The 6,417-nt window shown below is 27.2% G+C and carries 7 protein-coding genes; 1 reads left to right on the plus strand and 6 read right to left on the minus strand.

Going from position 1 to position 6,417, the window contains the following annotated elements; translation table 11 throughout:
- Positions 1 to 46: 46 nt before the first annotated feature.
- The 4 genes from J7G74_RS12605 to J7G74_RS12620 all read right to left on the minus strand — a co-directional run bounded on the left by J7G74_RS12605 (position 47) and on the right by J7G74_RS12620 (position 4,083).
- Entirely contained in the window at positions 47 to 670 is a 624-nt protein-coding gene (locus J7G74_RS12605) for a PH domain-containing protein (RefSeq protein WP_297135958.1), read from the minus strand.
- 155 nt (positions 671 to 825) lie between these two features.
- Positions 826 to 1,584 carry a Tim44 domain-containing protein gene (locus J7G74_RS12610; protein WP_297135960.1) on the minus strand — a complete coding sequence of 253 codons (759 nt, stop codon included), beginning with the start codon at positions 1,582 to 1,584 and terminating at the stop codon, positions 826 to 828.
- Positions 1,585 to 1,686: 102 nt separating this feature from the next.
- Positions 1,687 to 2,481, minus strand: coding sequence for a DUF975 family protein (locus J7G74_RS12615; protein WP_297135962.1), 795 nt, complete (start codon positions 2,479 to 2,481; stop codon positions 1,687 to 1,689).
- 249 nt (positions 2,482 to 2,730) lie between these two features.
- Positions 2,731 to 4,083 (minus strand): MATE family efflux transporter, encoded by a 1,353-nt coding sequence (locus J7G74_RS12620; RefSeq protein ID WP_297135964.1) that lies wholly within the window; start codon positions 4,081 to 4,083, stop codon positions 2,731 to 2,733.
- A 220-nt stretch (positions 4,084 to 4,303) separates the two neighbouring features.
- On the opposite strand from J7G74_RS12620, the gene J7G74_RS12625 reads away from it, so the two are divergent.
- Positions 4,304 to 4,927: a peptidylprolyl isomerase gene (locus J7G74_RS12625; RefSeq protein WP_330616574.1), complete on the plus strand. Its 624-nt coding sequence runs from the start codon at positions 4,304 to 4,306 to the stop codon at positions 4,925 to 4,927.
- Between the two features lie 329 nt (positions 4,928 to 5,256).
- Here J7G74_RS12625 and J7G74_RS12630 read toward each other — a convergent pair whose 3' ends face one another.
- Positions 5,257 to 5,766 (minus strand): GNAT family N-acetyltransferase, encoded by a 510-nt coding sequence (locus J7G74_RS12630; protein ID WP_297135969.1) that lies wholly within the window; start codon positions 5,764 to 5,766, stop codon positions 5,257 to 5,259.
- A gap of 111 nt (positions 5,767 to 5,877) precedes the next feature.
- Positions 5,878 to 6,417 (minus strand): TVP38/TMEM64 family protein (locus tag J7G74_RS12635; protein WP_297135971.1); only part of this gene is annotated, 540 nt, incomplete at its 5' end.

Genomic DNA, 6,417 nt, shown 5'->3' on the forward strand with positions numbered 1-6,417 from the left:
AAGCTCTTTTGTTTTTTATTTTAGTTTCTATTTCTTATTCTTTTTTCTAATTATTTATATACTTCTCGAAAACTTCTCCAAAGTCCTTGTTACTAAACTGTTCCTTCATATCAGTCATCCAGCCAAAGTTGAACTTAGTAATTTCTTCAAGCATAGTAGCTGCATCACCCTCTAATCTACTTTTTCCTATAGCTTCATTAGCCATATTTAAGCTATTAATACTATTTTCATAAGACTTATCATTTTTACGTTGAATCTTGCCTATTTCAAATAAAGCTTTATATAAATCTTTTAATTGCTCTATTTGTTTTTTATCAACATCTATACTGAAAAAATCATTTCCAAAAGCAAATTTTATTTCCACATCTAAGTCTACTGTTCCAGCAGTTTCTAATGTTACTGAGTGAACATTTTCTGTGTAAAATTCATGTCTTTTTACTACTCTTTTTTTACTTACTGCACTTGCACCATCTACATGGATTAGTCCCATATTTGTAAATACATATTCGTCTGATTTTGATTTTATAACGAAGTAGATTTTTTCACCATCTTCATTCATTATGTAATCGTCTCCATCAACTTTATTAAAGTCTTTTGGTTCTATTATTTTCCCTATATCTGATAATCCTAAAGTATCTGCTGCCATTTTCCCAAATAAGTTTCCTGCCATATTATCCTCCTAGTTATTATAATTTTCTTATCTTATATTATATCACTGAGAATGTTTTATTCATATATATAAGTTTTCTTTAATCATGTGAATTAGTTATACCTATAAAAGTCCAATAATTACAGATATCCATAAATTAAAATCCTACTTATATTTTAACTTCTATCTAAGGAATTAACATCTTTAAGTATTTCATATAATTCATCAACTTGCTTAATTTCATCTAATAACCATTTCCCATTCACATTATTGAACTTCCAATATTCAGTATATCTGCTAGGAATGTTCTTACTTCCTTCTATTATTTCTCCGTCTTTTTCTATATAGTCAATCATTGAACCTCTTATTGATACCCATATATTATTTTCATCGTCTATTGCAAAAACTTTAGCAGAAATTAATTTTTCATTTTTTAAAATATTTCTTTCATTTCTAACATCCATCCACTGAAGTTTAGCATTATGATTTTTATAGAGTTTTTCTGTTGAATACTCAATTGCTATATCTTGGTTCATTTCAGTCCAAGCCTTCGCCATTATATAAAAAGTATCACTAACATCTTGTTTTATTTTTTCTAACTTATAATCTGGATTAAACTTGCTTAACTCTTTTAATTTTTTTTCATACTTATGCTTACTTTTAATTACTTTAATTCTAATTATTATGCGGTTGGTTCTTCCAAGTATAAAAATCATTGATGAGAATAATCCAAATGTTGCAATCTGTTCTTTATGATCTTCTTCAGTTCTTGGTACTCTTCCTCTACCTCCATGTGAACTAGAAGAATGACCACCTCCCCCACCGCCTGATGATCCACCTCCACCTCCGCCCCCCCCACCAGGTCTGGCATATGATATAGATGTAAACATTACCAATACAATTGATAAAATTATTAATTTTTTTACTCTCTTCACCCTAAACATACTTCCTTTTTATTATTTTTAGAATATATAAATTATCATAGCTTTCATCTACTATTTATATTATATTTTGATCTTTCTTGTAGATTAAAATATTTACCCATCAATTATATCTTTATATTTTAGAGACATAGTTATCATTAATAAAGTTACTGCATAAAAAGCAAATACCCCTAGTGTCATTAAAGATAACGCCATTAAAGGTGTAAATGTCATAATTAATAAGGTTATCTTTAAACTGTTTCCCTTTATAAATCTTTTATTTTCAATAAATACATCTTTTACACTTAAATCTCTTTTATCCTGTAGTGCAATATAAGATAGTGCATAAGTATTAGCATATATATAAGCAAAAGTTAGCACTGGTAATAATAAAAAAATAATAAATATTAAGAATATGAAAAACATCCATAAGCTTATACCAGCTCCTTCTGATAAACGTTGAAGCATACCCAGAGCACTAAAAATACATACAGTAGCTAATATAATTTCTATCACTATAATAACTAGACAAAATAAAGTCTGAAATAATAAAGTTATCATCTTTACCTTTAAGTATGTATATAATCTGTTTACTCTTCTTATAAAAGTTTCAATTGATAATCTTTTTTCTTCTGTTATATCCAATATTACACTTGAAGAAAAGTATCCACTTATAAGTGATACTATATTAAATGATATAAATAAACTAATGATTGTTATATGCTCTTCAATTAATAATCCCCTAAGTCCATCAGTTTTATCTATTAACCTCCACAATAAATTATTAATTATTGGACTTATTTTTAATGTCAAGAAAATACTTGTTATTATAATTATAGTCATTATAAGTATTCCCTTTAAATCTATAATATTTTTAGCCCTCTTTCTCAATTCTTTGTTACTTAACACGATTTCCTCCCTCTAATCTTGCTATTTTTTTAGTTTTCAGACTTTAGTCATCTAATTATTAGACTCTAATCTATCTAAAAAAGTTTTAATATTATTATAAATAGTAAGTAAAAAATTATATATTTAATTCTATAATAGTTAATAATTCTACATATTACTATAAAAAATTCACTTCGTTCATATCGCCAACGACTATGTAAGTTGCTCAAATAAATTTTATATATTTTTTAAGTACTAAAAAAGGTATTGCTATATAGCAACACCTTCATTATTTTCTTCCATTATTTTTTTTATTCTTCTACGATAAGTTATTACTAAAGGAACTGCAGCAGCTATCCATGCTATTGGATCTGATAAACAAATCCCTGTAAATCCAATAAGTTTAGGTAATGTAAAAGCAACTATACTTCTAGCTACTAATTCATAAACTCCAGCCATCATAGGAACAAATGATTCTCCCATACCTTGAAGAACATTTCTATATATAAATATAGCTCCTAAGAATATCATAAATACAGATGAGTAATTTAATACTTGTTGAGCATAACTAGTTATTTCAGCACTTGGATTTTCTATAAATAGCATTACAAAATATTTTCCAAACATCACTAACACTACACCAGCTATTAAACTTGTTACTATAGATATTCTATTCATAATTTTCATACCATATTTAATACGGTCAAATCTTTTAGCTCCTAAGTTTTGTCCTGCATAAGTTGCTATTGTAACACCAAAAGATACTAATGGCTGCATAACCAATTGTAGAACTTTTGAAGAAGCTGTATAGGATGCTATAACAATTGAACCAAATGTATTTATAGCACTTTGAATTATAATTACTCCTACAGCTGTTACAGAGAATTGTAATCCCATTGGTATACCTATTCTTAAATGTCTTGTATAATAACTTTTTTCAACTTTAAAATCTTCTTTTTTAAGTCTTAATATTTTAAACTTCTTATAACTATATATTAAACATAATATTGCTGAAATCCCTTGAGATATATTAGTTGCATAAGCGGCTCCTGCAACTCCCATTTTGAAGTTAATTATAAACACTAGATCTAAAACTATATTAAGTATTGATGCTAAAATTAAAAAATATAATGGAGTTTTACTATCCCCTAGTGCTCTTAAAACTCCTGCTGACATATTATATGCAGTCTGAGTAAATATACCTATATATATTATTGTTATATATGTGTTTGCATCAGCAAATATATTATCTGGAGTATTCATAAGTTTAAGAATTATATTTTTTGATAATAAGGCTATAACAGTAATTATAATTGTTGAAATTACAGTTAAAGTAATATTACTTGCTACTGCTTTTTTTAATCCTTCTTCATCTTTAGCTCCAAATTTTTGTGAAACCAATACTGCAAATCCACTTGTTAATCCTAGTATCATCCCGTTTACTAAGAAAAACATAGAACCTGTAGAACCTACTGCTGCCAGAGCATCAACTCCTACGAATCTACCAACTATTATAGTATCCACCATACTATATAATTGTTGAAATATATTTCCTATCAATAATGGTATTGAGAAAAATATAAAAATTTTCAAAGGACTACCCTTTGTCATATCGTTAGTCATAATTCACCTCTCCCGTCTACTTTATATATTTTTAATCACAAGCTTATATTATAAACTATTTTACTCCATAATTATATAGTATTAATTAAATAATAATACCCTCTATCCAAATATTTTAAAATCTCATTAAAACTTTTCATAAAGTAAGATATAATAGATAATTATATATAAGTTATATTTAAAAAATATTACTTAAAATACATAAAGGATGGTAATTAAGATGACTAAGAAAAAGAAAAAATGGATTATAGCAAGTTTTTTAGTAGCAGCATTATCATTAGTAGGGTGTTCAAATAATACAGAAGATGAAGTTAGAACTCCACCTGAAGAGCTTCCTGTTGCTACTATAGTTTTCAAAGACTATGGAACAGTTGAGGCTGAACTTTATCCTCATATCGCTCCAAATACTGTAAATAACTTTATTTCATTAGCAAATAGTGGATTTTATGATAACCTTACATTCCACAGAATTATAAAAGACTTCATGATTCAAGGTGGAGACCCTGAAGGAACTGGAATGGGTGGACCTGGTTATAGTATAAAAGGTGAATTTACTAGCAATAAATTTAAAAACGATTTAAAACATACTGAAGGTGTTTTATCTATGGCAAGAAGTCAGGATAACGATAGTGCTGGTAGCCAATTCTTCATCATGACCAAAGATACTCCTTCTTTAGATGGTCAGTATGCTTCTTTCGGTAAAGTAATAAGTGGTATGGATATAATCCATGAAATCGAAAATGTGGAAACTGATAGTAATGATAAACCTCTTAAAGACGTTGTTATTGAATCTATAAAAGTTGATACTAAAGGCGAAAAATACGACGAGCCTGAAAAAATGTAATTAGTAAATATTAAAAATTATATGCTCTCCACAAAATAGATAGCATGTGATTTCCTTACAAGAAAAAAGGAAGGTTTCCGTAACCTTCCTTTTTCTTATTATTGGGTATTTATTCAAATATTTCATAACGGGGATTAGGAAATATTTGAATAAGAGGGAGTTGAATATTTAAATATGGGGATATATTTAAATATATTCTTCTATCTGAGATTGTTTACTATTGACAATATAATTATATAACATTTTTTTCCAAATTAATAGTATTATTTCAAACTTTTTAACAAAAATTTCTACATTTTTTTATTTTATTACAATTTTAGACTAATTTTTTATTTTTTCAATACTTTTTCAAATGCTATCCTTTCAGAATTATCCTTTAAATAAATTATTCCACATTTTTTAAATCCTTTTTTCTCTAAAAATCTTTGCATAGATTTATTGTGTCTATGAGTATCTATTTTTATATCATAAATGCCTTTTTCTAAACAAATATTCTCCACATAATCAAATACTTTTCCTGCTATGCCATTTCCTTTTAAATCATTATCCACCGCTACCCTATGTACTACTGCATATTTTTCATCATTTATCCACTCCCCTTCATAAATAGTATTATAATCACTTTCTCCATTAAAAGATAAGTATGATGTTGCTATTACCTTTCCATCCTTTTCTAAAACATAAGATTCCCCACTTTCAATATCACTTGTTATACTGTCTTCATTTGGATAGCCATCTTGCCACTGATCTATTCCACTTTCCTTCATATATTTTTGAGCTGCTTTAATTATTTCCATAATTCTATTCAAATCTGATTTTCTTGATTTTCTAAATTCCATATATATTCTCCTTTAAAACAATTTCTAATTAACTTTTTATACATCTTAGTATTTAAATTATATTATAAAAGTCCCCATAATAAGGAGGACTTTTACAATATAATTTATGAATTAATTTTTAATCTCTTTTTTCTTTTGATATTGTTTATAAATAAAAAAGACTATTCCACTAATTATGATTGTAACACCAAATACTATAAATGCCATTTTATAATTTTTAGTACCAAGGAAGCTTCCACCAATAGTAGATGATACAACTGAAGGTATTCTCGCTAGGCATGATACCAATAAGAAAGGTAATAGTTTAACAGGTGTGATTCCTGCCACATAAGATAAAACATCTTTTGGTGTTCCTGGAATTAAAAAAATTAGAAATATGCTAATATAAATTTTTTCGCTATCATGTAAAAAACTTACCTTTTCTATTTTTTCTTTTTTAACAAATACTTCTATGAAATCCATACCATATTTTTTTGCAAATAAAAATACAATCGTCTGCCCAATAAGACTTCCTATTAAACACAAAATGGCTCCCTCTATCCATCCAAATGCATACCCTGACGCAATTTCAATAGGCTCTCCTGGAATAACTGCCACTATGATTTGAAAAGCAGAAATACCAATCATTAAAAATTTTCCCCATATACCTGT

Source organism: Terrisporobacter sp., from assembly GCF_017888745.1.
In the GTDB taxonomy this organism is placed as follows: domain Bacteria; phylum Bacillota; class Clostridia; order Peptostreptococcales; family Peptostreptococcaceae; genus Terrisporobacter.